This is a genomic window from Parerythrobacter aestuarii (assembly GCF_030140925.1).
Classification (GTDB): Bacteria; Pseudomonadota; Alphaproteobacteria; order Sphingomonadales; family Sphingomonadaceae; genus Parerythrobacter; species Parerythrobacter aestuarii.
Genome location: NZ_JARBWD010000001.1, coordinates 1,402,458 through 1,427,428, shown reverse-complemented (window position 1 = coordinate 1,427,428; position 24,971 = coordinate 1,402,458). Strand labels below are relative to the sequence as shown.

General features: G+C 61.4%; 26 protein-coding genes, 1 tRNA gene and 1 other RNA gene. 13 read left to right on the top strand and 15 right to left on the bottom strand.

Annotated elements, in window-relative coordinates; all coding sequences use genetic code 11:
* Positions 1–8: 8 nt before the first annotated feature.
* From QPW08_RS07020 to QPW08_RS06995, 6 genes are all read right to left on the bottom strand, one after another.
* Positions 9–350: a YbaB/EbfC family nucleoid-associated protein gene (locus QPW08_RS07020; protein WP_284125017.1), complete on the bottom strand. Its 342-nt coding sequence runs from the start codon at positions 348–350 to the stop codon at positions 9–11.
* The gene (locus QPW08_RS07015) at positions 347–2,179 is read right to left on the bottom strand and encodes a DNA polymerase III subunit gamma/tau (protein WP_284125016.1); all 1,833 of its coding nucleotides are present in this window, start codon (positions 2,177–2,179) and stop codon (positions 347–349) included. The genes QPW08_RS07020 and QPW08_RS07015 overlap by 4 nt, the downstream gene beginning before the upstream one ends.
* A gap of 57 nt (positions 2,180–2,236) precedes the next feature.
* Positions 2,237–2,331, bottom strand: an RNA gene (gene ffs, locus QPW08_RS07010) — signal recognition particle sRNA small type.
* A 57-nt stretch (positions 2,332–2,388) separates the two neighbouring features.
* Positions 2,389–2,667 carry an ETC complex I subunit gene (locus QPW08_RS07005; RefSeq protein WP_284125015.1) on the bottom strand — a complete coding sequence of 93 codons (279 nt, stop codon included), beginning with the start codon at positions 2,665–2,667 and terminating at the stop codon, positions 2,389–2,391.
* 109 nt (positions 2,668–2,776) lie between these two features.
* On the bottom strand, positions 2,777–5,218 hold the full coding sequence (gene hrpB, locus QPW08_RS07000; protein WP_284125014.1) for an ATP-dependent helicase HrpB: 2,442 nt from the start codon (positions 5,216–5,218) through the stop codon (positions 2,777–2,779).
* Positions 5,215–6,237 carry a polyprenyl synthetase family protein gene (locus QPW08_RS06995; protein ID WP_284125013.1) on the bottom strand — a complete coding sequence of 341 codons (1,023 nt, stop codon included), beginning with the start codon at positions 6,235–6,237 and terminating at the stop codon, positions 5,215–5,217. The genes hrpB and QPW08_RS06995 overlap by 4 nt, the downstream gene beginning before the upstream one ends.
* Positions 6,238–6,303: 66 nt before the next feature.
* Here QPW08_RS06995 and QPW08_RS06990 point away from each other — a divergent pair, with 66 nt between their 5' ends.
* Positions 6,304–6,621: a chorismate mutase gene (locus QPW08_RS06990; protein ID WP_284125012.1), complete on the top strand. Its 318-nt coding sequence runs from the start codon at positions 6,304–6,306 to the stop codon at positions 6,619–6,621.
* A gap of 151 nt (positions 6,622–6,772) precedes the next feature.
* Entirely contained in the window at positions 6,773–6,985 is a 213-nt protein-coding gene (locus QPW08_RS06985; protein ID WP_284125011.1) for a hypothetical protein, read from the top strand.
* A gap of 72 nt (positions 6,986–7,057) precedes the next feature.
* Here the strand turns inward: QPW08_RS06985 and QPW08_RS06980 are convergent, their stop codons facing one another.
* From QPW08_RS06980 to QPW08_RS06970, 3 genes are all read right to left on the bottom strand, one after another.
* Complete coding sequence (locus QPW08_RS06980) at positions 7,058–8,386, bottom strand: sensor histidine kinase (RefSeq protein ID WP_284126314.1); 1,329 nt, start codon at positions 8,384–8,386, stop codon at positions 7,058–7,060.
* A 112-nt stretch (positions 8,387–8,498) separates the two neighbouring features.
* On the bottom strand, positions 8,499–9,176 hold the full coding sequence (locus QPW08_RS06975) for a response regulator transcription factor (RefSeq protein ID WP_284125010.1): 678 nt from the start codon (positions 9,174–9,176) through the stop codon (positions 8,499–8,501).
* 92 nt (positions 9,177–9,268) lie between these two features.
* Positions 9,269–9,571 carry a PepSY domain-containing protein gene (locus tag QPW08_RS06970; protein WP_284126313.1) on the bottom strand — a complete coding sequence of 101 codons (303 nt, stop codon included), beginning with the start codon at positions 9,569–9,571 and terminating at the stop codon, positions 9,269–9,271.
* A 173-nt stretch (positions 9,572–9,744) separates the two neighbouring features.
* On the opposite strand from QPW08_RS06970, the gene QPW08_RS06965 reads away from it, so the two are divergent.
* Positions 9,745–11,298 carry an amidohydrolase family protein gene (locus QPW08_RS06965; protein WP_284125009.1) on the top strand — a complete coding sequence of 518 codons (1,554 nt, stop codon included), beginning with the start codon at positions 9,745–9,747 and terminating at the stop codon, positions 11,296–11,298.
* A 51-nt stretch (positions 11,299–11,349) separates the two neighbouring features.
* A complete protein-coding gene (locus QPW08_RS06960; RefSeq protein WP_284125008.1) occupies positions 11,350–13,152 on the top strand; it encodes an ABC-F family ATP-binding cassette domain-containing protein in 1,803 nt (600 codons plus the stop codon).
* A 58-nt stretch (positions 13,153–13,210) separates the two neighbouring features.
* Here QPW08_RS06960 and QPW08_RS06955 read toward each other — a convergent pair whose 3' ends face one another.
* The gene (locus tag QPW08_RS06955) at positions 13,211–13,684 is read right to left on the bottom strand and encodes a DUF6456 domain-containing protein (protein ID WP_284125007.1); all 474 of its coding nucleotides are present in this window, start codon (positions 13,682–13,684) and stop codon (positions 13,211–13,213) included.
* Between the two features lie 97 nt (positions 13,685–13,781).
* On the opposite strand from QPW08_RS06955, the gene QPW08_RS06950 reads away from it, so the two are divergent.
* Both QPW08_RS06950 and QPW08_RS06945 read left to right on the top strand, forming a co-directional pair.
* A complete protein-coding gene (locus QPW08_RS06950; RefSeq protein ID WP_284125006.1) occupies positions 13,782–14,354 on the top strand; it encodes a helix-turn-helix domain-containing protein in 573 nt (190 codons plus the stop codon).
* Complete coding sequence (locus tag QPW08_RS06945) at positions 14,351–15,532, top strand: glycosyltransferase (RefSeq protein ID WP_284125005.1); 1,182 nt, start codon at positions 14,351–14,353, stop codon at positions 15,530–15,532. Before QPW08_RS06950 ends, QPW08_RS06945 begins: the two co-directional genes overlap by 4 nt.
* Here QPW08_RS06945 and secF read toward each other — a convergent pair whose 3' ends face one another.
* Genes secF through yajC form a run of 3 tightly spaced genes read right to left on the bottom strand, consistent with a single transcriptional unit; the run spans position 15,533 to position 18,478 of the window.
* A complete protein-coding gene (gene secF, locus QPW08_RS06940; protein ID WP_284125004.1) occupies positions 15,533–16,513 on the bottom strand; it encodes a protein translocase subunit SecF in 981 nt (326 codons plus the stop codon).
* Positions 16,514–16,524: 11 nt separating this feature from the next.
* Positions 16,525–18,123 carry a protein translocase subunit SecD gene (gene secD, locus QPW08_RS06935; protein ID WP_284125003.1) on the bottom strand — a complete coding sequence of 533 codons (1,599 nt, stop codon included), beginning with the start codon at positions 18,121–18,123 and terminating at the stop codon, positions 16,525–16,527.
* A 31-nt stretch (positions 18,124–18,154) separates the two neighbouring features.
* Positions 18,155–18,478 carry a preprotein translocase subunit YajC gene (gene yajC, locus QPW08_RS06930; RefSeq protein ID WP_284125002.1) on the bottom strand — a complete coding sequence of 108 codons (324 nt, stop codon included), beginning with the start codon at positions 18,476–18,478 and terminating at the stop codon, positions 18,155–18,157.
* Positions 18,479–18,698: 220 nt separating this feature from the next.
* On the opposite strand from yajC, the gene QPW08_RS06925 reads away from it, so the two are divergent.
* The 7 genes from QPW08_RS06925 to QPW08_RS06895 all read left to right on the top strand — a co-directional run bounded on the left by QPW08_RS06925 (position 18,699) and on the right by QPW08_RS06895 (position 23,603).
* Positions 18,699–18,775: transfer RNA gene (locus tag QPW08_RS06925), tRNA-Pro, on the top strand.
* A 158-nt stretch (positions 18,776–18,933) separates the two neighbouring features.
* Positions 18,934–19,917, top strand: a complete 984-nt coding sequence (locus tag QPW08_RS06920) for a phosphoenolpyruvate carboxykinase (ATP) (RefSeq protein WP_284125001.1) — start codon at positions 18,934–18,936, stop codon at positions 19,915–19,917.
* Positions 19,914–20,783: a sulfotransferase domain-containing protein gene (locus QPW08_RS06915; RefSeq protein ID WP_284125000.1), complete on the top strand. Its 870-nt coding sequence runs from the start codon at positions 19,914–19,916 to the stop codon at positions 20,781–20,783. Before QPW08_RS06920 ends, QPW08_RS06915 begins: the two co-directional genes overlap by 4 nt.
* 4 nt (positions 20,784–20,787) lie before the next feature.
* Complete coding sequence (locus tag QPW08_RS06910; protein WP_284124999.1) at positions 20,788–21,087, top strand: PqqD family protein; 300 nt, start codon at positions 20,788–20,790, stop codon at positions 21,085–21,087.
* A 2-nt stretch (positions 21,088–21,089) separates the two neighbouring features.
* Positions 21,090–21,581, top strand: coding sequence for a lasso peptide biosynthesis B2 protein (locus QPW08_RS06905; protein ID WP_284124998.1), 492 nt, complete (start codon positions 21,090–21,092; stop codon positions 21,579–21,581).
* Positions 21,578–23,434 (top strand): asparagine synthase-related protein, encoded by a 1,857-nt coding sequence (locus tag QPW08_RS06900; RefSeq protein WP_284124997.1) that lies wholly within the window; start codon positions 21,578–21,580, stop codon positions 23,432–23,434. Before QPW08_RS06905 ends, QPW08_RS06900 begins: the two co-directional genes overlap by 4 nt.
* 16 nt (positions 23,435–23,450) lie before the next feature.
* Positions 23,451–23,603, top strand: a complete 153-nt coding sequence (locus tag QPW08_RS06895) for a hypothetical protein (RefSeq protein WP_284124996.1) — start codon at positions 23,451–23,453, stop codon at positions 23,601–23,603.
* A gap of 117 nt (positions 23,604–23,720) precedes the next feature.
* Here QPW08_RS06895 and QPW08_RS06890 read toward each other — a convergent pair whose 3' ends face one another.
* The gene (locus QPW08_RS06890; RefSeq protein ID WP_284124995.1) at positions 23,721–24,287 is read right to left on the bottom strand and encodes a phage tail protein; all 567 of its coding nucleotides are present in this window, start codon (positions 24,285–24,287) and stop codon (positions 23,721–23,723) included.
* Positions 24,288–24,319: 32 nt separating this feature from the next.
* Positions 24,320–24,886 carry a phage tail protein gene (locus QPW08_RS06885; RefSeq protein ID WP_284124994.1) on the bottom strand — a complete coding sequence of 189 codons (567 nt, stop codon included), beginning with the start codon at positions 24,884–24,886 and terminating at the stop codon, positions 24,320–24,322.
* Between the last annotated feature and the right edge of the window lie 85 nt (positions 24,887–24,971).

The window sequence follows — 24,971 nt, the reverse complement described above, 5'->3', positions numbered from 1 at the left end:
ACCGGAACCTATCCCATCCCCGGAAGATTGAAGCCGGGTGGCAGGCCAATCCCACTCTGAATCTTTTGCATCTCTTCGTTCGACGCCCGATCCGCCTTCCCACGCGCATCGTTGAACGCAGCAGCCACCAGATCTTCAACCATCTGTTTTTCCTCGGGTTTCATCAAACTCTCGTCGATTGAAACGCCGAGAATTCGCCCTTTGGCCGTGCAGCGGACCTTCACCAGTCCACCGCCTGCAACCCCTTCGACTTCGATCGAATCCAACTTGACCTGGGCATCGTTCATCTGCGTCTGAATCGTCTCGGCCGCCTGTTGCGCGGCCTGGATCATTTCTTCCATCGATTTCATGCGCTCTTGCTCCATTGCGGACGGGGGGTGTCCGCATCGTCTTCATTGATGATTTCTGCATCCGGGAACGCCGCTCTAGCGGCCTGAACCATCGGATGACCTTCTATACGTGACCGGATCGCCTTCTCGCGCGCCTCCGCCTGTTCGACCAGTGTCGGCGCTGCGTCGCTGTCGACTTCGCGCTGCTCTACCTGCCATCGCTGCCCGGTTGCAGCCAGCAAGCCATCGCGCAGTTGCGGTGCGATTTCGTCATTGTAGCCTGGCGCTCGCGCATAGACGAGCTTACCCGCACCGCATTCGATCACTCTCAGCTGCAATCGCATGATGCTGGCAACAAGCACCTGACCCGCGTTCTCAACCTGTGCCACAAGGCTTGCGAAATCGACGGTCTCATTGGAAGGCTGCGCGCTAACGGGGGCGGCATCGGATTGCACGGCACCATGAGCGCCATCGGCTGGTGTCAGTGCAGGCGGGTTCTGCGCCAGGCTTTCCAGCTTCTTTGCCAACTTACCGGGGTCTGGCAGATCGGCGGCGTGCAACAATCTGAGCAACGCCATTTGTGCGGAAACCAGCGGATCGGGCGCTGCCTTCACCTCGTCATAGCCCTTCAGCAACAATTGCCAGAGCCGGTGCAACTGCCCAGCCGTCATGCGCCCGGACCAATCAGCCAGCGCGGCCTGCTCCTCCTCGCTCACGATGCCTGGAAGATCTGCTCCAACCTGGGCAAGCGTAACGCGATGCACCAGCTCCATCTGAGAGCGCATGAGCGCCAATGGTTCCACGCCGAGAGAATACTGGTCCGCAATCGCTGCCAACAAGGCTGTCGAATCGCCTTCGAGCACAGTAGCCAGCAACCGGCGCTGCGCTCCGCGGTCGGCCAGCCCCAACATGTCGCGCACGCGCGCAGCAGAAACCTTGCTCTCCGTATCGAGGTCGGCATGGGCGATCGCCTGGTCAAGGATCGAAAGCCCGTCGCGAACCGATCCCTCGGCCGCACCTGCAATCAGGGCAAGCGCTTCCGCTTCGGCGTCGACGCCTTCCTGCTCACACACCCAGCCAAAATGCGATTGCAGAAGGTCGGTGGGAATGCGTCTTAGGTCGAAGCGCTGGGTTCGGCTCAGGACAGTGACCGGCAACTTGTCCACTTCTGTCGTCGCGAACAGGAACTTCACATGCGCGGGCGGTTCCTCAAGAGTCTTCAGCAACGCATTGAATGCATTGCGCGAGAGCATGTGGACTTCGTCGATGATGTAAATCTTGAACCGCGCGGAAACCGCAGCATAGCGCACAGCCTCGATGATCTCGCGCACATCGTCGACACCGGTGTGGCTGGCAGCGTCCATCTCGATCACATCGATGTGGCGGCCCTCGGCGATCGCAGTGCACGGCTCGCACTGGCCGCACGGATCGATCGTCGGCCCGCCCTGCCCGTCAGGCCCGATGCAGTTGAGTGCCTTGGCAATCAGGCGTGCGGTCGAAGTCTTGCCGACCCCGCGTACGCCCGTCATCAGGAAGGCATGCGCCAGCCTGTCGCGCGCGATGGCGTTGGCGAGCGTTCGCACCATCGGCTCTTGGCCGATCAGTTCGCTAAATGTCTGTGGGCGGTACTTGCGGGCAAGGACGCGATAGGGCTGTTTGGAGGGTTCGGGCGTCGAAGCGGGAGCAGGTGCCGGGGGCACCTCTACGGGTTGCGCCTCGGCAGTCGGCGCAGCCGGTTCGCCAAACATGGAATTCTGGCCGGCAGCCTCAAGCTCGGCTGCGGAAGGAGCGTTCTCTTCCTCGCCATCCTCCCACGGGGGAGTGTCGTTGCTGTCCGGTGAATCACCCATGCATGACTAGGTAGGAGCAAGTGCCGCGCTTGTCATGCCAGTCGATGTGGGAAAAAGTTAAAAGGAGCCGAGCGACCCGCCGCAATCCACCTGGGCTGCTTCCTTCCGGACCTGACCCGGTGAGCGAACGCAAACGTCCACCCGACTCCCGGACGGGCATATGGCGGCGATTGGCGACGATTTCAAGCGCCCCGTCTATAATGTGGACATCAGCGGAAGTTGTCAGCGTAAGCCTGTAGCTTGAGGCCTTTGGATGGCGTCGAGTGGACCCGGGCAACAATGCCATACTTCTCAGCATAGGCTTTGGCCGCATCCTTGTCCGGGAAAGTCAGAGTGACCTGTGCCTGCGTATCGCCGCTTCCGGTCCAGCCCATCAGCGGATCGGGCTTGCGGGCTTCGGATTGCTCGAATTCGAGCACCCAGTCATCGATGCGCGCCTTGCCGGACTGCATCGCACTCTTCGGTCGCTGGTAGATACGGGCTGGCATTCTTTCTTGGTCCCTCAATCGCCGGGCGGCGGACGTTCGACCGCCTTGTTCTTCGCGCATTGGCTCGGGCGGACAGTCGCCCTTGCCTCGCCTTCCGCAGGGGTGTCAACTACTGCGACCGGTCAAAGGCATTCTTCGTCTTCAGGCTCGGCTTTTCTAGCCACGGCTGGTCGGGCCATCGGTGCTTGGGATAACGACCCTTCATGTCCTTCACGACATCGCTCCAGCTGCCACGCCAGAAGCCAGGCAGGTCGCGGGTCGACTGTATCGGGCGTCCGGCCGGGCTGGTGAGCTTTAGCAGCAATGGAGTGTTGCCGATCGTCGGTTGCCGGTCGAGGCCGAACAGAGCCTGGACCCGCACTTCCACACTCGGCGCATCATCAGCAGCATAGTCGATTGGATGTGTGGTTCCTGCAGGTGAAGCAAAACTGCGCGGCGCCAGGCTGTCGAGACGCTGGCGATCGTCCCAGCTGAGCTGTCCAATCACCGCATCGACAACCCTGCCACGCTCGAGATCGAGCGAACGCCGATCGTGCAACAGGGGTTCAAGCCACAAAACTGCATTCTGGCGCAACGCGGCAAGAGAAAGGGCTTCGATGCCGGCGAAACGAGCGCGCGCAACCAGGTCTGCCGGCAGGACTTCCCCCAATCTATCAAGAGCCTTCTCCACAAGCATATCCACAATCGCTTGCGGGTCAGGATCCGAGTCGGGACCACTGCTCAGCGTGATCGCCCCAAGTCGCCGAATGCAACGTGCCTCGACCCGATTTTGCGCTTCATTCCAATTCAGTACCGATGATTCTTCGATCAGCGCGGCGAGGTCCTCCTGGATCGCCTGCGGAGCGACTTCGATAGCGGCGACAATCCGGGCACCCTTCGCTTGACCCTGCGCATCGGCCACCACCAGCCATTCGCAGCGCGCCAGGGGACTCGCGGGATCGAGCTGGTAGCCCCTTCCGCCCGCAGACAACCACTGCTCACCCGTCGCGTCGCGCCGACGAGCGATCCGGTCCTGCATGGAAAGGGCCAGATGGATCGCTGGATCGCTTGGTTCCTGGTCGGGCGCGCCAACCAGTTTCTCCGCCAGCTTTGCCCAACGGGACGCCAGCGTTCGGCTGGCCTCAGCGCGGGACGCGCGGTCGGACACCCATCGCAGCAGCCTTGCTTGCAAATCTTCGCCGCGACCGCCCAAGCCCCGCTCCTGCGCCAACAGGGCCAGTCGCGCCAGTTCTCCTGCCTGCCCGCTCCGTGCACCGGAAAGAACCGCTGCCGCCCATTCGGGTTCGAGCGGCAGCGCGGCAATTTTGCGCCCCCTTTCGGTGATGCTAGCATCGGGCTCGATAGCACCGAGCGCTTCCAGTCGGGCACGGGCCACTCGGACCGAAGGTTCAGGCGGAGGATCTAGCCATGCAAGATCAGCCGGATCACGCGCACCCCATTGCGCCAACGCCAGCATCAGCGGTGCTAGATCGGACGTCTCGATCTCGGGCGGATCGAATTGAGGACGCCCGTTGTGCCCGCTCTCTTCCCACAGGCGGTAGGCGACGCCGGTTGACTGTCTGGCGGCGCGCCCCGCGCGTTGGGTTGCCGAAGCCTGGCTGGCCCGGCGCGTGACGAGATGCGTTGTTCCTGCCGTGCGATCATATTCAGCCCGCCGCGAAAGGCCGCTGTCTACCACCACTGAAACACCATCCAGCGTCAGCGAAGTCTCAGCAATTGCTGTTGCCAGCACGATCCGCCTGCGCCCGTCCAGGTTACGCCGAATGGCGAGCCGTTGTTCCTTCGGGGGCACCTGGCCGTGCAGGGGCAGGATCGGCGTATCTGAAAGCCTCGCTTCCAGTCGTTCCTGGACCCGCACTATCTCGCGTAGGCCCGGAAGGAAGACGAGCATGTCCCCAGTCTCATTGCGCCATGCCGCCATTACCGCGTTGGCGACATGATCTTCCACACTGATCGAGGGATTGCTGCCGAACCATTCGATCCGCAGGGGATAGCTCTTGCCTTCGCTTTGAATGACCGGCGTGTCGGGGCCCATCAGCCGCGCATAGCGGGTGCCGTCGATGGTGGCTGACATGACCAACAGTCGCAGGTCTTCTCGCAGCACCTGCTGGCTTTCGATCGCCAGCGCTAGGCCGAGGTCGCTGTCGAGATGCCGCTCGTGCGCCTCGTCAAACAATACGGCAGATACTCCGGCCAGTTCCGGGTCCTCGACGATCCTGTTGACGAATATCGCTTCGGTCACGACGAGAATGCGGGTCTTGCCCGAGCGCTTGCTGTCGAGCCGTGTGGTGTAGCCGATTGTTTCGCCCGGTTTCTCCCCCAACATCTGCGCCATGCGTTCCGCTGCTGCGCGCGCTGCCACCCGACGCGGGCTCAGCAGGATAATCTCTCCGCTGCACCAATCGGCATCGAGAAGTGCAGGCGCGACCGCCGTTGTCTTGCCTGCCCCCGGAGGCGCAATCAGAACTGCCGATTGGCCCTGAACCAACGCGTCCTGCAACTGCGGCAGGACGGCATGGACCGGCAAGTCAGGTGCAGATGTTGTGTTCAATAGCCCCGTGCGACCGCGAACATGGCCGCTTCCGCCATGGCCTGGCGCGCCTTGCTGTCGGGGAAGATCGAGATGGCATCGATCGCCCGTTGCGCGAAATACCGGGCGCGTTCGCGCGTGTGCTCCACCGCATCGTGCCGGGCGATCAACGTGATGGCATGGGCGAGGTCTTCATCCGACGTGCGATGCCCGCTTATTGCTGCTTTCCAGAAGGCACGCTCTTCTTCATTGCCGCGCGCATAGGCAAAGATGACCGGCAGGGTCATCTTGCCCTCGCGGAAGTCGTCACCCCGGTCCTTGCCCATCTCGGCGGCATCCGAATCGTAGTCGATGGCATCATCGACCAGCTGGAAAGCAACACCGAGGTTACGGCCATAATCGTCCAGCGCCCGCTCCTGCGCTTCGTCGCATTCGGCAACGACCGCTGCGATGCGACTAGCGGCAGCGAAGAGGGCTGCGGTCTTGGCACCGATGATTTCCAGATAGCGTTCTTCGTTGGTTTCGATCTTGCGTTGGGCGCTGAGCTGGGCGACCTCGCCCTCGGCAATGACAGCGCTGGCGGTCGACAGGATCTTCAGCACCTTGAGGCTGCCGTCTTCCGTCATCAGTTCGAAAGCGCGGCTGAACAGGAAATCGCCCACCAGCACCGTTGCCGGATTGCCGAAGATGATATTTGCCGCCGCCTTGCCGCGACGCATTTCAGAGCCATCAACGACATCGTCATGTAGAAGCGTCGCGGTATGGATGAACTCAACAGCGGCTGCGAGTTTGTGGTGACGCGCGCCCTGATACCCAACCAGTTCGGCCCCGGCGAGAGTCAGCATGGGTCGAAGTCGCTTGCCACCCCCTGAAATCAGATGGCCAGCCAACCGCGGAATCAGGGGGATCTCGCTCTGCATCCGGTCAAGAATGACGGTGTTGACCGCGTTCATGCCCGACGCTGTCAACTGCAGCATGGGATCGAGCGTTGGCGGGCCGTCTTCTTCCCGCCGCTTCAAGGGGATAATGTCGGCACTCATCGCGCCCGTCCCATGCTCTTCACGGCGATGCTTGGCAAGCCATGAATTGCTGCTAGCTTTGACGCGATGGCCAATGAAACCTCCCCACCGCTCACCGCACATGCCGACGATCCTGTACTTGCAGGTTATCGTCGTTCCATCGACAACATCGACGCAGCGCTGATCCACATGCTGGCTGAACGTTTCCGCATCACTCAGGCCGTGGGTACCTACAAAGCGACGGCAGCACTTCCTCCCGCGGATCCGGATCGCGAGAGACGACAGGTTGCCCGGATGCGCGCGCTTGCCGAAGAGGCTGAACTCGATCCTGAATTCTCAGAGAAATTCTTGCGGTTCATCATCGACGAAGTGATCCGCCATCACGAGAAAGCACGAAAAGGATAGGGCCCAGGATACAGTGGAAACGCCTACTGTGCCATTTTAGCCGCACCTCGTTGGACGGGAATTTTGGCGCAATTTAGCAGGTTGCGTCAGCGGCTAGGCTCCTCTAATGCTCCCGAAGCGCACGTAACCAATTTGGGACGGAGAAGACAAAATGAAGTTTGGCAAACTTGCCGCTGCAGCTGGCGCACTCTCCCTGGCCGCTGCTCCGATCGCCGCACAGGCTGACATGAGCCGCATCGCAGCTCCGGTTGCTGGTGAAAGCGAAAACGGTGGCGGTGCCGCTGGTGGCATCCTCGCTGCATTCGCAATTCTTGCAATCGTGATCGGCGTTGCTGCCGGCGACGAAAGCCCGACCAGCTCGTAAGACTGTCGGTTTTGAGAGAATTCAAGGGGTCGGCTTTGCCGGCCCCTTTTCTTTTGTCCCGGATCCTTTTCCCTAGGAAATTGGCTCGATGCCGTAACGGGGAAGGATGAGCTTGACGAGCAGTCCCCCAAGATCCTCGCTTTCCGCAAGCTCTACTGTCCCACCATAGATTTCCGCCACATCGCGAACAATCGCGAGGCCAAGGCCCGTTCCGGGCTTACCCGTGTCCAGCCGCGCTCCGCGATCGAAGATGCGTTCGCGTTCTGCCTCGGGTATCCCCACGCCATCGTCTTCGATCCAGATCACGCACTCTTTGCGCTCAGGTTCGGCATCGATGGTAACGAACACGCTGCCGCCGCCGTATTTGGCCGCGTTCTCGATCAGGTTGCCGAGGATTTCGTCGAGATCTTGCCGTTCGATTGCGACCTGGGCCAACCTGTTGCCGTCCACATCAAAGCGTGTTTCTTCGTAGATACGCGTTACTGCTCGCAGCACCGATTCCGCGCTCGGCCAGACTTCTGCCCGTGACAGACCGGTAGAACGACGCCCCACTGCCCGGGCCCGCGCGAGGTGGTGATCGACGTGGCGCTGCATCGACTTGGTTTCCCTGAAGACAAGATCGGCCAGCTTGGGATCCCTCGCGGTCGCAGCATTGGTCAGGACAGTCAGAGGAGTCTTGAGCGCATGCGCAAGGTTACCCGCATGCGTACGCGCTTCTTCCGCTTGTTTCTCGGAGTGTTCAAGCAAGGCATTGAGCTCCTGCACCAGCGGCTGCACTTCCAGGGGCAGTGGATCGGTAACGCGGTTGTGCCCGGTCGTGCGGATCCGCTGGATCGCAAGGCGAACCCGGCGCAACGGGCGCAGGCCATAGTAACTCTGCAGGGCTGCCATCACCAGCAAACCCAGCGCCAACACCACGAAGCTCCAGAACAGGATAGAGCGGATACGAGTGATTTGCGCATCGAGCTCCCCCCGCGCCGAGGCAACGGTGAAGGTCCAGCGAGTCTCACTTCCCGGGAGGATCACGGATCGCTCGACTATCCGCAGCGGTTCCTCGGAAAACTGGGCGCTGTTGTAGAAATGCGGCTCATCATCGACATGATCGCCTTCAACCTCGAGACTACGGTCCCACAGGCTCCTGCTGGGAAATGGCTCGTGCCCTTGCCCGCTGATCTGCCAATAGACACCGCTGTTCGGCTCAAGGAAACGTTGATCGCCGAGCGGCCTGTAAAGCAGAACTTCGCCATCCGGACCGATCTCGGCCGATGACAGCAAGGCTGTCTGTACATACTCCAATTGTTCGTCGAAGTTGTTCTCGACGAGATTGGTTAGCGTGCGGTCGAGCGCAATCCCGCCACCCAGCAGCAGCACGAATATCCATGCCGCCGAGATCAGCATCATCCGGCGCGACAGGCTGCCGGTATTGGGAGCGCGCACTTCGGCCGCGCCGGGCTCGGCTACGTCAGCTCCAACGGACGCGATATCGCTTCCGCCAGCCGCCGCCGGGCCTGCATCAGGCGCGGGGCTGGTCGGCGGGGTCGTCGAGGCTGTAACCGAGGCCACGTATCGTCGTTATCACTTCTGCGCCGAGCTTCTTGCGGATGCGCGTTACGAAGACCTCGATCGTGTTGGAATCGCGGTCGAAATCCTGATCGTAAATATGCTCAATCAGTTCGGTTCGGCTGACGACCTTGCCCTTGTGGTGCATGAGATAGCTCAGCAACTTGTATTCCTGCGCCGTCAGCTTGACCGGCTCGCCCTTGAGCGAAACGCGGCCCGAGCGTGTATCCAGGCGGACATCGCCCGCTGTCAGCTCGCTGGACGTATTGCCCGAAGCGCGGCGGATGAGCGCACGGAGGCGGGCTATCAGTTCTTCGGTCTGGAACGGCTTGGCGAGATAATCATCGGCACCGGCGTCAAGCCCTGCGACCTTGTCCGACCAGCTGTCACGCGCGGTCAGTACCAAAACGGGGAAGTCGCGGCCTTCCTTGCGCCACATGCCGAGGACGGTCAGCCCGTCGATTTCCGGCAAGCCGAGGTCGAGGATGACGGCATCATAATCCTCTGTGCTGCCGAGAAAGTGGCCGTCTTCGCCATCGGTCGAAAGATCTACGGCATAGCCATTCTGCTCCAGCGTGTTTTTGAGCTGCTGGCCCAGTGTCGGCTCGTCCTCGACAATAAGGATACGCATCTTGTAAGGTTCCCCTATGATTCCGCTGTGCGTATTGGCGGCAAACGCGCCCCAAGGTCAATGGACTGGGGCGAGCAATACCCTCGTGAAGTTTACTTGGTGCGTCGCAGGACCTTGCCGGTGCGCGCATCGACATCGACGAACATGACCCGGCCATTCTTGATGAATTTCAGGCGATAGGCCATCGCCGCAGAATCATAGGCCGGACCGAGATACTCTGCGCTTCCCATCGTCGGCAGTACGCGCCGTTCGATCTCGCGCAAGGACAGCACATTGCCAGCCCGCATTTCCTTGCGCGCTTCGCCCTGGGCGCTGCTGTCTTGTGCCTGAGCCGGTACAGAGGCGCCGCCGAGGCCGAGGCTTCCCGCCATGATCGCGATAAGGACCTGTTTCATCATGTCGTCGTGCCTATCATCGGGCCATTGAACAAGCTGTGAATGCTCACATTTCGTATCGTTCAGAAAAATGCACTTTTACGTTAACGTAGCGATACGGGGAGTTCCAGCTTCAATCGGGCTTGCAATGCGGCCTTGCCTCACTAGGCAATGGGCCAACCGAGGGGGAAACCATGCTCACAATTCGCGCCATCTTCTACGCCATCCTGGCCATGCTCGCAGTGCCTGCGCTGGCCCAGGGCATGGAGCGCGTGCCCGACCGACCGGCGGGCGAAGGCGAAGGGCCCTTTGGCACGGTCCTCATCAAAGGGGCGACGATGATCGACGGCACCGGCGCCCCGCCGGAAGGTCCAGTCGATATTCTCGTAGAAGGCAATCGGATTGCCCGGATTGCACGGGGCGGGAGTAATCTCACCGCCGACAGGGTGCTCGATGCAACAGGCATGTTCGTGCTGCCCGGCTTTGTCGATGTGCACGGGCACAATGGCGATCCGTCGAAGGCCCCGCAGCCCTCCTATGGTTTCAAGCTGTGGTTGGCACACGGTGTTACCAGCGTTCGCGGAGTCGGTTTCGGCGGCGGACCAAACGATCCCTCGCTCGACCAGAAGCGCCGCAGCGCCGCCAATTCCATCACCGCGCCGCGCCTGTTCGCCTACGCCGTACCGGGAGATATCTGGCCGAACGGGCGTGTGACAAGCCCGGAGCAAGGCCGCGAATGGACCCGGTGGATCAAGGCGCAGGGCTATGACGGGATCAAGTTCTTCAATAACGAAGACCCGGCCACGCTGGCTGCCATACTCGACGAGGCAGACAAGCTGGGCCTCGGCAGCGTCGCCCATCTCGGCCAGCGCGGCGTTGGCCAGGTGAATGCACGCAAGGCGGTCAAGCTGGGTCTCGATGGTGTGACGCATTTCTATGGTCATATGGAAAGCCTGCTCGATGGCCGACAGATTCCGGACTATCCGCCCGGCTACAATTATCTCGACGAGCAATCGCGCTTTGCCACGGTGGCGCGGCTGGAAGCGCAGGCTGTCGAACCGGGCAGCGAGAAGTGGGACGAGTATGTCGACTTCCTTGTCGAAAGCGGAGTGACGCTCAGCCCTACCTTCAACATCTATGCTGCCAGTCGCGACGTGATGCGGGCGCGCACACTGGAATGGCACGAGAAGTACACCCTGCCCTCGCTGATGGACTTCTATGAGCCGAGCCTGACCAATCACGGCAGCTATTATCATGACTGGACCAGCGAAGATGAAGCTGCGTGGAAGCGCTTCTATGCGAAGTGGTTCGCGCTGACCCGCGACTTCAAGGACAAGGGCGGCCGGGTCACCGCCGGCTCCGACCCGGGCTACATCTACCAGACCTGGGGCTTCGCCTATATTGCTGAGCTGGAGATGCTGCGCGAGGCCGGACTGACGCCGATGGAAGTGATCCAGGCCGCCACCATCAACGGCGCGCGCGAACTCTACGATCCCAAGGGTGAGGAACCGCCCTTCGGCATCATCCGCGATGGCAAGCTGGCGGACCTGGTGATCGTGCCCGGCAATCCGCTCGACAACTTGAAGGTGCTTTACGGTACTGGTCATCGCCGCCTGAACCGAGAGACCAACCAACTCGAGGTTGTTGGCGGCGTGCGCTGGACCATCAAGGACGGGATTGTCTATGACGCCCCGGCCTTGCTCGAAAGCGTCGCGCAGATGGTCGAAGCGCAGAAAGAGGCTAACTAGCGACACTGACCGCTTGCCGCGGGATGCAGCCTCCCCTACCTGCCCCGGCCTATGGCACAGCCACCGATCTTGAGCTGGGAAGGACTCGGCCTGCAACAGGGCGGGCGCTGGCTGCTGGGGGGTCCGGATCGCGAGGACATCAACCTCCATATCGGCCCGCGTGACAGGCTGGCACTGATTGGGCGCAACGGTGCCGGCAAGACCACGCTGTTTCGCCTGATCAATAACCAGATCGAGGCCGATCGGGGCACCCGCAAGGTCAAACAGGGGCTGCGCATCGTAGTGCTGGAGCAGGACCCGGACTTTTCCGGCCATGCTACACTGATGGATTGGGCGCTGTCGGGCCACAACGCGCCGCAACAACACGAAGTGGAAGCGATCGCAGGCCAGCTTGGCATCGACATGACCACGCCTGCGGAAGGTGCCAGCGGTGGTGAGCGTCGCCGCGCCGCGATCTCGCGCGCGCTGGCCCAGGATCCCGACCTGCTGCTGATGGACGAACCGACCAACCATCTCGATCTGAGCGCGATCGAATGGCTCGAAAGCTGGCTCGATCGTTACAAGGGCGCGTTCGTGGTGATCAGCCATGATCGCACCTTCCTCAAGCGCCTGACCCGAGCGACCCTGTGGCTCGACCGCGGGATCATTCGCCGCAAGGAAGTCGGCTTCGGCGGTTACGAAGCGTGGGAAGAGCAGGTCTATGCCGAAGAAGCCCGCGCGGCCGAGAAGCTCGATGCGCGGCTCAAACTTGAGGCCCATTGGCTCGAACGCGGCGTGACCGCACGGCGCAAACGCAACCAGGGGCGGCTCGAAGCGCTGTGGAAGATGCGGGCCCAGCGCGCCGCAATGATCGACACCAGCGGGACAGCCAAGCTCAGGCTGGCGGTGGAGGAAGACTTCAAGTCCAAGTCCGTGATCGTCGCCGAGAGTATTTCCAAGGCCTATGATGGACGAACCATCATCAAGCCCTTCTCGCTCCGCATCCAGCGTGGGGATCGGATCGGCATTGTCGGATCGAACGGGGCGGGCAAGACGACCCTGCTCAAGATGCTCACTGGTGAACTTGCCCCTGACAGCGGCACGGTCGAGATCAGCAAGAAGCTCTCCGGCGTGATGATCGACCAGCAGCGCAGCCTCATGGAACCCGACCGCACAGTGCGACAGGTGTTGGCCGAAGGCGGCGACTGGATCGATGTACGTGGGCACCGCAAGCACGTGCAGGCACATCTCAAGGACTTCCTGTTCGACCCCAAGATCGTCGATACCAAGGTCGGCATCCTCTCGGGCGGCGAACGTTCGCGCCTGCTGCTGGCGCGCGAGTTTGCGCGCAAGTCCAACCTGCTTGTGCTCGACGAGCCGACCAACGACCTCGACCTCGAAACGCTCGACCTGCTGCAAGAAGTCATCGCCGACTACGAGGGCACCGTCCTGATCGTCAGCCACGATCGCGACTTCCTCGACCGGACTGTGACCTTGACGCTGGGCCTCGATGGCAGCGGCAAGGTCGATGTTGTTGCTGGCGGCTACGAGGACTGGGAGGCAAAGCGGAGCAACCGCCAGGTTGGGAAGTCGAGGAACGAGGCAAAGAGCACTGCTTCTCCGCCCCCTCCTCCACCACCGAAGTCGAGCAAGCTCTCGTACAAGGACCAGCGCGACTACGAGCTGCTGCCGCAGCGGATCGAGGAGCTGGACGCAGCCATCGCCAAAGGCGAAACAATCCTCTCCGATCCAGACTTGTACACCAGCGATCCGCAGCGGTTCGCCGATATCTCCAAGGGCGTCGAAAATGCCCGCTTGGAGAAAGACGCGGCGGAAGAACGCTGGCTGGAACTCGCCGAACTGGTCGAAGCCTGACACCCCTCATACCGAGACATGGACCGCATGGACCACTGTCCAAAGGGAAGAAAGTCTCTCACCTGATCCGATAGAAATCGGCCACCCGGTCGAGCGCAAGCCGCAGCACCAGCTTGCCGGAACGGGCCGGCCATTGCAGGGCCTTCTCTGCATGCGGCAAGCTCTCCCCGGCGCAAACCACCCGCCACAGCACATCGGACAATCCTCGCCCAGCTTGCGCAAGTGCTGCATCAAATCGATCCTTTGCCGCGATCTGCCGCTCGGTTGCGCTCAGCCCGACATCCGGGCCGCCTTTCACCCGTACAGGGTCCCAGCGCATGGTTACATTGGACCCCAGCCGCGCACGCTCATAATCACTGCGCAACTGCTCCCCGGCTGCGAACAGCCGGTCATCCAGATGACCGCGTGAGTGCAGCCACGCGAGCGGGCTTTCGGCAAGGTTGACAGTGACAGTACGCCGCTTGCCCCTGGCCCCGCTGCCCAGGCGCGGCCCTTCTTCAGTCAGTTCGCGTTCGACCAGTTGCGGCTTCATTGGCATCTCCTGCTGGCTGTGAGTCGCAGCGGGGGTTGCCAAAGTAAGGTTCGTGTAGGAAAGATGTTTTTACCAATTCGGTTATAGGACCCGTTCCATGATCAACCGCATCCGCGATATTCGCAAGGACAAGGGGATGACCCTGGCCGACCTCGCCGAGGCTTGCGACCCGCCCACCACCGCGCAGACCATTGGCCGGCTTGAGACCGGCATGCGCAACCTGTCACTCAAGTGGATGGACCGCATCGCTGCGGCACTTGAAGTCGATCCGGAAATGCTGGTGCGCTCCGAAGCCAACACCCAGCCCCAGATAGTCGCATCGCTCGGCACTGACGGGCCAGAAGCACTGGCCAAGCCCCGTGACGCCCTTCTGCCGACCGATGTCGGCGGCGACGGCCCGCTGGTGGTCCTGACCGTTGAGGCCGCCACCGGCCCCTACCTGCCAGGAGACCAGCTATGGCTGCGGCAGGTTGCACCCGAAGATGCCGCCAGGGCAATCAACCGCGATGTCCTCGTACCGAAAAAGGCCGGGCGGTTCGCTTTCGGCCGCCTGATCGATCGGCAAGGCACGCTGGTCGGCCTGCTCCCGCCCGGCATGGGTCAGAAGCAGGAAGTGGTGAACGATCCGCCCTGGATTGGCGTAGCCGAAATGCTGGTGCGCAAGCTGTGAAGCGAGTCCTGTCGCTTTCGACCCTTTACCCGAACGCTACCAATCCACGCTTCGGTACTTTCGTGGCGCGCTCGATGGAGGCGCTGGCAGCTCATGGCGAGTGGGACGTAACCGTCATCAATCCCATCGGGCTGCCCCCGGTTGTCTTCGGCCCCTATCGTGACCAGGCCGCAGCAGCAGTGGGCGGCGTAGAGAATGGTGTGCATGTCCACCGCCCCACATTCACCCTTATCCCGAAACTGGGTGGACGCCTGAACCCGGGAGCCATCGCCCGCGCTATCCTGCCGCTGGTCACGAGGCTACATGCCGAGCGCCCGTTCGACATTCTCGACGCGCAGTTCTTCTACCCTGACGGACCGGCCATTGCGAAGATTGCCCGCGAACTGAAGCTGCCCTTTTCGATCAAGGCTCGCGGCGCGGATATCCACTATTGGGGCACCCTGCCTTACGCCCACCGCATGATGCGCAAGGCCGCCAAGAAAGCTGCCGGCCTGCTGGCAGTGTGCGAAGCCCTGGCCGACGACATGGCAGAGATCGGCCTGCCTCGAGACAAGATAACGGTCCACTATACCGGGCTTGACCGCGATCGGTTCCGGCCGCTGCACAGCCCGAACCTGCGCCCGCGCCTGGCCGAAGAGCTTGGCATCGCCCTGCGGCATGACGATCACCTCATCGTCACCGTCGGTGCCCTGATCCCGCGCAAAGGGCAGGAATTCGTCATCCGTGCTCTGCCCGAGTTACCCAAGACCCGGCTGCTTCTGGTCGGCAAAGGAGAGGACGAGGCGCGGCTGAAGTCGCTGGCCGGCGAACTGGGCGTCAGTGAACGGGTGCATTTCCTCGGCTTGCTCGACCATGACCTGATACCGCTGGTCCTTTCGGCCGCCGATGCGATGGTGCTGCCCTCAGCGAGTGAAGGCCTTGCCAACGCCTGGGTCGAAGCGCTCGCCTGCGGCACGCCGTTGGTCATTACCGACGCCGGAGGCGCGCGCGAAACCGTCACCAGCCGGGCGGCCGGGCTGATAGTCGAACGCAACGCTTTGGCCATTGCCCACGGCATCGAGAACCTGCTGGCCGATCCACCAGACCGCGACGCAACCGTAGCCATGGCCGCTCGCTTTGACTGGCGGGTCAACGGCGCGAAACTGGCCGAATACTACAACACAATCATCGGCGCGTGATCACGCCTCGCCGCGGACTTTCTTCTCTTGCTTGTCGACCTCGCTCTCGGTCGGCACGAAGCTGTCGGAATTGACGCCCAGCCAGATGAGGATCGGGGCAGCCATGTAGACCGAGCTGTAGGTACCGACGAAGATACCGAGCGTAATCGCTGCAGTCAGGCCGAACAGGCTGGCCGGGCCGAACAGCAACAGCGGGATCAGCGCCACCAGCAGCGTCAGCGAGGTCATAACTGTGCGCGCCAGCGTCTCGTTGACCGACAGGTCCAGCAGTTCCGGAATTTGCATCTTGCGATACTTCTTCAGGTTTTCGCGGATGCGGTCATAGACGACGATCGTGTCGTTCAGGGAATAGCCGATGATAGCAAGGATCGCGGCGATGATCTGCAGGCTGAATTCCATCTGGAACAACGCAAACATCCCCAACGTCAGCGAGACGTCGTGGAACAATGCAAACAGCGCGCCGACCCCGAACTGCCACTCGAAGCGGACCCAGATGTAGATCGAGATCGCCCCCATGGCCGCCAGCAGGGCATAAAGCGCAGTCTGACGGAACTCGCCCGAGACCTTGCCTGAGACCGAGTCCACCCCGTCGATCCGGACCGAAGGGTGATCGGCCTGCAAGGCATCGGTGATCTCGCGCGTGAGCCGGTCGGCGAATTCCTTGTCGCCTTCCGCTTCCGGAGGCAGCTTGACGCGGATCGATATCTCGTTGGGCGCACCGAAGCGCTGCACCACGGGATCGCCGACGCCATCGATGGACGTCAGCGTGCTGCGGATTTCCGCCACCGGCGCTTCAGGCTCATCGACGAAGGTTGCGCGGATTTCCTGGCCACCTGCGAAATCGACGCCGTAGTTGAGCCCCTTGGTCATCACCAGTCCCCAGCTGGCCGCAATCAGCAGGCAGCTGACGACGTAAAACGGTACGCGCCATTTGAGGAACTTGATGTTGGTATCGTCGGGGACGAGCTTCAGCAGTTTCATCGTCCGCCTCCTTACACGTAAAGCTCTGTCGGGCGCTTCGCCCGCAGCCAGTCAGCGACCCACATGCGGGTCATGGTGACAGCGGTGAAGACGCTGGTGAACAGGCCGATGATAAGAACCACGGCAAACCCGCGAACCGGGCCGGAGCCGAACAGGAACAGCAGCACACCGGCAATGAAGTTAGTAATGTTGGCGTCATAAATGGCGCGGCTTGCTTCGCGATAGCCGTTCTCGACCGCCGCAATCACCCTTCTCCCGCGTTTTCGCTCTTCGCGTATACGTTCGTTGATCAGTACGTTGGCGTCGACCGCCGCACCGATAGTCAGCACGAAGCCGGCGATGCCTGGTAGGGTCAGCGTGGTGTTGAGGACCGCCATGATGCCCAGGATCATCAGCACGTTGATGACCAGCGCAGCGGTGGCATAAACACCGAAGCGGCCATAGGTCGCGATCATCAGCAATACGACCAGCAACGAGCCGATAGCCATCGCTATGAGGCCCTTGCGGATCGAGTCGGCACCAAGGTCCGGCCCCACGGTACGTTCTTCGACGATCGCAAGGTCGACCGGCAGTGCGCCCGACCGCAGCGAGATCGCCAGTGCATTGGCGCTTTCGACGGTGAAGCTGCCGGAGATCTGTGCGCTGCCACCCAGGATCGGTTCGCGGAACGAAGGTGTCGACAGCACCTCACCGTCTAGGATGATGGCAAACAGCTTGCCGACATTCTGAGTCGACAGGTCAGCAAAACGGCGGCCACCCTGCTGGTCGAACTGGATGTTGACCACCGGCTCGTTGGTTTGTGGGTCGAAGCTCTGCTGGGCGCCGATCAAATTGTCGCCCTTGATGCCGCCAAGGCGACGGACGGCGACCGACCGGCCTTCGGACGGGGTTCCGGCGGCAAAAGGAAAGATCTGGCTGCCCGGAGGGGCGATGCCCTGCTGGATATCGGTTTCAAGCGCGGTCTCGTCGACCATCTTGAACTCCAGCTTGGCGGTCTGGCCGAGCAAGTCCTTGAGCTGGTCCGGGTTTTGCAAGCCCGGCACCTGCACCACGATACGGGTGTCGCCCTGCCGAATAATGGTCGGCTCGCGGGTGCCGAGTTCGTCGATACGCTTGCGGACGACTTCGGTAGCGCTGTCCATCGCATCGGTCACCGCCTGTTCGAGGCCCGCCTGCGTCGGCGTCAGCACCATGCGGCTGGTATCGACGACGGTAAGCTCCCATTCGCGGGTTAGGCCATTGCCATTCACGATCGGCGTGAGCAATTCGCGCGCACGGTCGATATCGGAAGGATCATCGAGCAGGAAGCTCAGCCGCCCACCCGCGGTCGAGACATCGCCGATGCGAATCCGTGGCTCGGCATTGCGCATCGCATTGCGCACCGCCTCTTCCATGTTCTCGAGCCGCTGCGCCGCCACCTGCTGGGTCTCGGCTTCGAGCAGGATGTGGCTACCCCCGGCAAGGTCGAGGCCGAGGTTTACAGTCGGGCTCGGCAGGCTCTCAGGCCAACGGATCGATGTGGTCGAGACCAGCGAGGGAAGTGCCGCCGCGATAAACGCGAGCGTCAGGCCCCAGAGCCAGACCTTTCTCCAGCGTGGAAATTCGAGCATGTGCCTCGTGTCCCGTCCCTTAATCTTCAGTCTAGTCGTTGGCCGCCGCGCCGCCCGGCGGGATGATATCGCCGATGGTGCTCTTGACAGCCTTGACCTTCACCCCCTGCGCAAGCTCGACATCGGCATAGTGCTCGTCAACCTTGACGATCTTGCCAACCAGGCCACCGGCGGTAACGACCTTGTCGCCTTTCTTCAGCCCGCCGATCTTTTCCTGGTGCTCCTTCTGCCGCTTCATCTGCGGGCGGATGATCAGGAACCAGAAGATCAGGCCCATACCGACGAACGGCAGGATCTGGATCCAGAACGGCGGGGTAGCGCCCGTGGCAGCGGCAGCGGAAAGAAGGTCGACCATGGAAAACCCTTGCGGAAAATTGTGTAACCCTTGGCGGGTGGAAGCTGGCAGATGGTGAGGCGCAGGCCTCTCGCCAAGGCTTCACGCCCAAACTGGCGCGGCGGTTAGCAAGAGTGGTGCATTTGAGCAACGCGAATGCGCACAATCGCGCGGATGAATTCGTAGGTTTCGGAGCTTGCCTACGGCCGCATGCAACCCTATAGGCCGCGCCTCCACTGCTCGGGAAGTAGCGCAGCCTGGTAGCGCATCACACTGGGGGTGTGGGGGTCGCAGGTTCGAATCCTGTCTTCCCGACCAGTGGATCACATCCATTTCGATATCGCACTCACCCCCCGGTTAGCGATGAACAGGATCGAACCTGTTCGGTGTCGAGGCGCAGCCGAGACGAACGAGCCGCTACAGCGGCGAGGACAATCCTGTCTTCCCGACCAGTGGACATTACATTCAAACCCACAATGTCATCTGACAAACGCTCGGCGCTTGCCCCGTGTCGCAATCGCTCTATCCTGTCGCAATCGTCGGATTGGCACGGGGCTGGCATAACCTTGCATCACTATCAGGCCTGCGGTTTCGCCATTCATTCCGACCTGCCCTTGCCGATGCCGGTTGCAGGCGCAGATGGCACAGGGACGTCCCTTGCTATCCGGCAGACAGGGGCAATCGACCAAGGTGGCGATGCGATCGGGCCGTTTGCAACGGCGGGAGATCGCTGGATCAATTTCACGGTTCCTGGTCTTGTTCGGTTCCACATCTGCCGCGAGCGCGGGATCGCGTATCAACCGGCCAACAGCGCCGACGACGCCAGCATCGCCAGCTTTGTCATCAATAGCGCCCTGCCCTGCGCCGCCATGCTGGCCGGCCTTACTACTTTGCGCGGAGCAAGCGTTGCCACAGACGCGGGAGCAATCCTGCTGATCGGGCCGACCGCTGCCGGCAAGTCTGCAGTGGCAGCAGAGCTCGCCAGGCGCGGGATGGAAGTGCTTTCTGATCATGTCGCGCTGGTCAGCGATGATGCCAAGACTCTGCCGGGAATACCGACGCTGACCCTGCCACGCGATTGTGCTCATTCTGCAGGACTGGATATTGCCGCATTGCAACGCTCGCGGCCAGGTCTCGAACGGTTTCATTGCCCTCAAGCCTTGCCAGAACAGTCGTATCGCCCCGTCAGCGCGATCTACCAGTTGCTTGTCCATACGGCGCAAGACGTGGAGATTGCCGATATCAAGGGGGCGGAGCGACTAAGCGTCCTGAGAAACTGCGCTGTCCGTTCACTCGACCTGCAGCGGTTCGGGCACAACACGGCCTTGCTCGCGAGAACCGCCGCGCTTTCGGCACAGTGCCGTTTCAGGCGCGTCCGCCGCCCGGTGAAAGACATGTCGGTTGAAAGCTATGCCGATCATATCCTGCAAGATCTCGTGATCGCCGGGGCAACCGAGTGAGCGCGCAGATCCACTGGCTGGCTTCCTATCCCAAGTCAGGCAACACCTGGTTGCGGCTGCTGCTGTCGCAACTGACCGGAGAACACGCCGGAACCGCCGATTTCAACGCCATTGCCGGCGGCACGATCGCCAGCGACCGGACTTGGATCGACCAGGCGCTGGGCTTTCCCTCGTCGGAGCTCCTGCCAGACGAAATTCTCGACCTGCGCCCGGCGGTCTACCGCTGGAGCGCGGAACGCGCCAGCCGCAGCCAGTTTCACAAGATTCACGATGCCTGTCGCAAGACACCGTCCGGGGAATGGCTGCCCTGCGCGCAAGCGAGCGGTCCGGGTATCTACCTCGTGCGCAACCCGCTCGATGTAGTCCTGTCGTTCTCGCACCATCTCGGCTGGGACGTCGACAAGACCATCGGTGCCATGGGCAAACCGGGGCTGGAGATGGGATCCGACCCGGACGGCGGGATCACCTTGCATGTCCCGCAGGTGCTCCTCAGCTGGTCGCAGCATGTCACGAGCTGGGTCGACAATCCGGACTTCGACATGCTGGTCGTCCGTTATGAAGACATGCTCGGCGATCCGCATTTGTCGTTCGGAAGAATCGCCCGTCACCTTGGCTTGACCCCCTCGTCGAAAGAGCTGACCGCAGCCATCACCGCCACCCGGTTCGAGCAGCTGCAGTCGCAGGAGGAGGCAAACCGCTTCCGCGAGAAGCCGATGGCGGCCACGCAATTCTTCCGCAAGGGAGTAGCCGGTGACTGGCAGCAAGGCTTGACCGAACACCAGATTGGCCGAATTGTTGCAGACCACCGCGCGGTAATGCAGCGCTTCGGATATTGCGACGATGCCGGCAGGCCGCTGGTCGGGTAGTGCCATGACCAAGCCTCCCACCCCTCCCGCACCCGATACGCTCCTGCAGCGCAATCCGCACCTGGAAGCGGTCGAGATGGACGGCCAGACCGTTATGATGGACACGCGCGAAGGTTGCTACTTCGCCTTGGACGAAGTCGGCGGAGCAGTTTGGACGCTGCTTGAAAGGCCCAATTCCCTGAAGACTGCAATCGATCACGTGGCAAGCAGGTTCGATTCACCCGATCGCGAAGAGCTTGAAAACGACATCGAAGCCTTTCTTACCGACCTGCTGCGTCGTGGCCTGATCGAACGGGTTGCATAGACATGAGTGGCCCCCTCACCCGGTTACGGAACAAGATCAGGAGCGCCCGTGGCTATAGCTGGCCGGAAAAGCTGCTCGTCCTGCCATCTCTTGTCCTCCTTGGCCTCGCTCGCCTCGCCATCCTGTTCCTGCCGTTTCGCTTCTATGTACGAGTCCTGGGTAAGGTTGTGAGCCAGGGTCAGCCGGCACCTGGTGTAACTGAGGCATCTGACCGGGCTGCCCGCAGCATCGGCCGCTCCGTGAGGGCCACAGCAGCACTGACTCCGTGGGAATCGGTTTGCCTGCCTCAGGCGATGGCTGCGAGCGTGCTACTCAAACTGCGTGGCGTCCCTCACTGCGTTCATTTCGGCCTTGCCCCGGGCGAACAGACACCAGAGGCAGCACCGATGAAAGCACATGCATGGATCGTCGCCGGAGACAGGGTGGTGACCGGGGGACCTGTCTTGCCAGAGTACCGCATCGTCGCCACTTTCGCTCCACGCAGCCTGCCATGATGTTTGCCGGGATCGTTACTGGCGAGGGCAGTCGCACTCCCCGGGACTGGATCGACCCGGCCCGGCTGGAAGCCCTGCTCGATCCATTCGACGTCGCTGACAAGGCGGGACATTGGTGCAGCGAACAGGCGATGTTCGCTCAAGCGGTGCGCCACAATACGCCAGAGAGCCTCAACGAGAGCCCGCCTGCGCGATGCATGGAAACAGGCCGCGTATGCGTTGGATGGATCCGGCTCGACAATCGCGCAGAGCTGTGTGCAGCTCTGAGGCTGCAAGAACGCAGGGATCTTACCGATCCCGCATTGGTACTGGCCGCCCATCGAGCCTGGGGCACCGGAGCGGCAATCCGGCTCATCGGCGATTTTTCCTTCGTGATCTTCGATCCCGCCACCAGCACGACATGGTGCGTACGTGACCCAATCGGTACACGACCGATGTTTACCTATCACGGCCGTGAGCTTTTTGCTGTGGCCAGCACTGCCGCGCTATTTCCCGCCCTGCGACTGCCCGACGTCACGCCCAGCGATGCATGGATCGGCAAGTTCCTGCTTGGCTATTCGCACGACCATCACCGCACCGCCTTCACGAATGTCTATCGGTTGCCGCCAGGCCATGAGCTGATCATCGAAGCCGGCAAGACCGGCGAACCGCATCGTTACTTCGCTTTCGAGGATCCACAGCCCTTTGCTGCGCAGCAATCGCAAGAACAGGTGGGCCGATACCGAGCGAGCCTCGACGAGGCCGTGATGCGTCGGACCCGATCAGTTCACACAGTCGGTGCAGAATTGACGGGTGGGCTCGATTCTTCGTCGATCGTGGCCAGCGCTGCCCCCGCTTGCGAGGAGCAGGGATTTCAGACCTATGGCCTGTTGATGTTTGAAGAAGACGCGTCGGCCCAGGAACGCGTCGCTCACCATTGCGGTTTGTCCGGCCACGTGTCCCTCGAGCCAGCTCAGGGAGCATGGCACCTCGCAACGATGGACCGCTGCAATGCGATGCTCGGGTTTCCCGCAGAGCATGCCAACGCCACATTCCATGCGCCGGTGTATGAAGCCTGCAGCGACCACGGGGTCCGGACATTGCTGTCGGGGTTCGGCGGAGATGAAATAGTGACTTCGGGAGGACGCGAAGTCTTGGCCGAGTTACTTGCACACGGTCAGTTTCAGGCTTTTTTGCGCGCCTTGGGCGACACTCCGACAAGCCGGGGGCGAGGCCTGGTTCGCTTCGTGCGGCAGCGCCTGGCATCCCCGCAGCATGCAACACAGGCGTTCTTGGCCCAGCTCGATGCAACACCATTCTCTAGGGCGTACAGAGAGGAGCACGCGCTAGAGGATTTCCAGCGTGGAAGAGGCGCAATTGCCGGAGGCAGAACACCCAACGAGACTGTATTGCGCCGGGCCTTTCGGGCCTATGTCTCCGGCCGACTTGAATCCTGCTCCGCCATGGCGGCCAGCTACGGCATCGAATATCGATGGCCCCTGCTCGACAGGGACCTGATCGAAACATACCTCGCTATCCCGGGCATAGAAAAGCATCAGGCCGGAACCGGGCGCTTGCTCCACCGCCGTTCACAGATCGGCCGCTTGCCAGACAGCATTATCTGGCATGGCAAATCGATGGGACCGGTGCGCGAGAATGCAAGACCCACCAATGATCCGGTTAGTTTTGTAAATTACGACTTGCTGCCATCCCGACTCAAGTCTATCCTTGATTGCGAAAGTTACGGAAAACTTGGCGGTTTTAAAAATAACGGGTCTTCCGCCGAAGGCAGTTTGACTGGGAACGATGCGTATTCCCGCGAACTGGCTCGAAGGATTGATGTGCTTTCCGAATGGTTGAAGCAACTCGATTGAACTCCACGGGGGATCCATGACGCAGCACGGTTCTAGCAAGCAGCTCGAAAACAGCGCCAAGCGGCCCTATCGCAAGCCGGAGTTGACCTGCCTCGACGCCGACCAGACGGCGACGGGACCTGCCACCTTCACGCAGGAAGTCCTTATCTACTACACTCCGCCATCCTGATAGGGGTGCTCGCAAATGCGGGCTCCCCGATTGGATGCGATATCTTGTCCAATGCTTGGACATGAAAAAAGGAGCGGGCCATCGGGCACCGCTCCTTTTTAGTTTGTGCCGAAGCCGTCAGGAACGGCTGGGGAAGATTCCCTCGAGAGCAATGATGAAGTTCGTCCCCAGGAACGGATTGAGGTTGGAGAAAGGTATACTTCCCCCTGCCGGTGTCGAATCCGTCGTCAGTGTCACCGTGTTGGGATGCATCAGGACATCCTGCTGTCCCTCGTCGACATCGTGATAGATATTCGAATTTGCCAGCGCGAAGACATTGTCTGTCGGGGCTGACTCATCCGCGAGCCGCGCTTCACCATGAACCGACGCCGCATGCGTATGCGGGTGCGTGTGGCTGGGCAGGTTGTTGACCGAAAGGGATATCTGTTCGGCACCACTGGCTTGCCCAATGGCAACGGGTTGAAGCCCCGGGCCGGTACCCTGTCCGCGCGGCGTCCGTCCCTGCAGGTTCGGCAGGCCAAACGTAGTGCGGCCATCACCGCCGTAGATGGTGCCGATGATGGAGAACAGTGCCGTGTAGTTCGAGATGGGCAGAAGTTGCCCGTTGCAGAACGCCCAGCTCCGCGGCGCAAACGTGCCGCCGAACATGGTGATCTCGCCTATTGTTGGATCATAGATAGACATGTGATTTCCTCATTCTCGCAATCTCGGCTGGATTAGCTCCGGCTCGGATAGACACCGGTCAGGGCGATGATGAAATTGACCCCAAGATAAGGGTTCATCAGCGAGAACGGCATGCTGCCACCGGCTGGTGTGGCATCCTGTGCCAGAGTGACGGTGTTGGCATGCATCAGGACATCCTGCTGTCCCGAGTCCACATCATGGTAGATATTGGCGTTGGCGAGAGCGAACACATTGTCGGTCGGTGACGCTTCGTTGGCAAGCCGCGCTTCGCCATGAACGCTGGCAGTGTGCGTGTGCGGGTGGCTGTGGTTCGGCATGTTCATGACCGACAACGTTTCGTTCTCACGACCGCTGCGTTCGCCAATCATGACCGGCGCAAAGCCCGGCCCGGTTCCCTGGCCGCGCGGCGCACGACCGCGAAAGTCCGGCAAGGCGAAAGTGGTGCGGCCGTCGCCGCCATAAATCGTCCCGATAATCGAAAACAGCGCCTGATTCGAACTGATCGGCAACAACTGGCCTTGGCATAGCGCCCAGCCCCGTGGTGCCCAGTTGGCACCGAACATTGAAATCTCGCCAAGCGTCGGATCTGAAATTGACATAAGTCCTCCCCACCAAATCTTCCCGCAGAATTGCGGAACGTTCTGGTTGTTTATGACACTGGCAAAGTGTCAGAAATAGGACAAA

What these genes read in the sequence shown, in the direction of transcription:
- QPW08_RS06920 (WP_284125001.1), top strand. Translation starts at nt 18,934, where the DNA reads ATGTCATCTGACAAACGCTCGGCGCTTGCCCCGTGTCGCAATCGCTCT.
- QPW08_RS06990 (WP_284125012.1), top strand. Translation starts at nt 6,304, where the DNA reads ATGGCCAATGAAACCTCCCCACCGCTCACCGCACATGCCGACGATCCT.
- QPW08_RS06955 (WP_284125007.1), bottom strand. Translation starts at nt 13,684, where the DNA reads ATGAAGCCGCAACTGGTCGAACGCGAACTGACTGAAGAAGGGCCGCGC.
- QPW08_RS06960 (WP_284125008.1), top strand. Translation starts at nt 11,350, where the DNA reads ATGGCACAGCCACCGATCTTGAGCTGGGAAGGACTCGGCCTGCAACAG.
- QPW08_RS06895 (WP_284124996.1), top strand. Translation starts at nt 23,451, where the DNA reads ATGACGCAGCACGGTTCTAGCAAGCAGCTCGAAAACAGCGCCAAGCGG.
- QPW08_RS07005 (WP_284125015.1), bottom strand. Translation starts at nt 2,667, where the DNA reads ATGCCAGCCCGTATCTACCAGCGACCGAAGAGTGCGATGCAGTCCGGC.
- QPW08_RS06905 (WP_284124998.1), top strand. Translation starts at nt 21,090, where the DNA reads ATGAGTGGCCCCCTCACCCGGTTACGGAACAAGATCAGGAGCGCCCGT.
- QPW08_RS06985 (WP_284125011.1), top strand. Translation starts at nt 6,773, where the DNA reads ATGAAGTTTGGCAAACTTGCCGCTGCAGCTGGCGCACTCTCCCTGGCC.
- yajC (WP_284125002.1), bottom strand. Translation starts at nt 18,478, where the DNA reads ATGGTCGACCTTCTTTCCGCTGCCGCTGCCACGGGCGCTACCCCGCCG.
- QPW08_RS06910 (WP_284124999.1), top strand. Translation starts at nt 20,788, where the DNA reads ATGACCAAGCCTCCCACCCCTCCCGCACCCGATACGCTCCTGCAGCGC.
- QPW08_RS07015 (WP_284125016.1), bottom strand. Translation starts at nt 2,179, where the DNA reads ATGGGTGATTCACCGGACAGCAACGACACTCCCCCGTGGGAGGATGGC.
- QPW08_RS06970 (WP_284126313.1), bottom strand. Translation starts at nt 9,571, where the DNA reads ATGAAACAGGTCCTTATCGCGATCATGGCGGGAAGCCTCGGCCTCGGC.
- QPW08_RS06900 (WP_284124997.1), top strand. Translation starts at nt 21,578, where the DNA reads ATGATGTTTGCCGGGATCGTTACTGGCGAGGGCAGTCGCACTCCCCGG.
- QPW08_RS06995 (WP_284125013.1), bottom strand. Translation starts at nt 6,237, where the DNA reads ATGAGTGCCGACATTATCCCCTTGAAGCGGCGGGAAGAAGACGGCCCG.
- QPW08_RS06885 (WP_284124994.1), bottom strand. Translation starts at nt 24,886, where the DNA reads ATGTCAATTTCAGATCCGACGCTTGGCGAGATTTCAATGTTCGGTGCC.
- QPW08_RS06890 (WP_284124995.1), bottom strand. Translation starts at nt 24,287, where the DNA reads ATGTCTATCTATGATCCAACAATAGGCGAGATCACCATGTTCGGCGGC.
- QPW08_RS06975 (WP_284125010.1), bottom strand. Translation starts at nt 9,176, where the DNA reads ATGCGTATCCTTATTGTCGAGGACGAGCCGACACTGGGCCAGCAGCTC.
- secF (WP_284125004.1), bottom strand. Translation starts at nt 16,513, where the DNA reads ATGAAACTGCTGAAGCTCGTCCCCGACGATACCAACATCAAGTTCCTC.
- QPW08_RS06965 (WP_284125009.1), top strand. Translation starts at nt 9,745, where the DNA reads ATGCTCACAATTCGCGCCATCTTCTACGCCATCCTGGCCATGCTCGCA.
- QPW08_RS06950 (WP_284125006.1), top strand. Translation starts at nt 13,782, where the DNA reads ATGATCAACCGCATCCGCGATATTCGCAAGGACAAGGGGATGACCCTG.
- QPW08_RS06980 (WP_284126314.1), bottom strand. Translation starts at nt 8,386, where the DNA reads ATGATGCTGATCTCGGCGGCATGGATATTCGTGCTGCTGCTGGGTGGC.
- QPW08_RS07020 (WP_284125017.1), bottom strand. Translation starts at nt 350, where the DNA reads ATGAAATCGATGGAAGAAATGATCCAGGCCGCGCAACAGGCGGCCGAG.
- secD (WP_284125003.1), bottom strand. Translation starts at nt 18,123, where the DNA reads ATGCTCGAATTTCCACGCTGGAGAAAGGTCTGGCTCTGGGGCCTGACG.